This is a genomic window from Salinisphaera sp. SWV1 (assembly GCF_052044155.1).
Taxonomy (GTDB): domain Bacteria; phylum Pseudomonadota; class Gammaproteobacteria; order Nevskiales; family Salinisphaeraceae; genus Salinisphaera.
This window is the reverse complement of record NZ_JBQDYE010000119.1, coordinates 1-720: the sequence shown is the minus strand read 5'-3', so window position 1 is coordinate 720 and position 720 is coordinate 1. Positions and strand designations below refer to the sequence as shown.

The 720-nt window shown below is 53.5% G+C and carries 1 pseudogene; it reads right to left on the bottom strand.

From position 1 onward, the window contains the following. Nucleotides 1-6: 6 nt before the first annotated feature. A pseudogene (locus ACS8YF_RS19725) lies at nucleotides 7-657 on the bottom strand (RHS repeat-associated core domain-containing protein); the annotation flags it as partial. Nucleotides 658-720 lie beyond the last annotated feature (63 nt).

Genomic DNA, 720 nt, shown 5'->3' with positions numbered 1-720 from the left:
GATCTAGTCGTAAGGGCTTAATGCTCTGAAGAATGTTTTGAAAACATTAGGCGCACTACTGGCCTGGTCAATAGGATATGGCAGTCTTAATTGTTTCGCTATGTCCGGCAATTTACTTGGATCGGGCGTAGGCGGTTTGTTGGGTCTCGCTCCATATCCGCCATTATTTAAGTGTCCATATTTTGATGCCAGTCCCATTGAATCTATATACTGAACTGGATTCAGCGGATACTGATAAAAATTCCATCCCCCTTTCAGCCCAATCGGATCCTGAGTGATATATCGCCCCTGCAGCGGGTCATAATAGCGGTGGCGGTTGTAATACAGGCCGGACTCCTCATCATACTGCTGCCCCGGCAGGCGGATAAGCTGCTGCAGCTGATGCGGGTTCTCTTCATTCAGCAGGTTGCCCCATTCATCGTATTCTGCGCACCATTCTGTTGCCCCTTCCGTGCTGACAAGCGCCAGCGGCAGGCCGCGATGGTCGCAGTGGTACAGGTGGATTTTTCGCGCCGGCGTGTACACCGGGTCCATCTGGTTTTGCATCTGCTCCACGGTCAGGCCGCACGATGCCAGCCAGCGGCGGCTTTCCTCACTCACCCGGTCAGCCAGGATTTCACTTTCCAGCCGGTCGAGCATCTGCACCGTGCCGGCGGGAATCCCCCACTGTGCATAGGCAACTCACGCTATGAACGCTTCAGCTTATCAATAGCGGAAGTT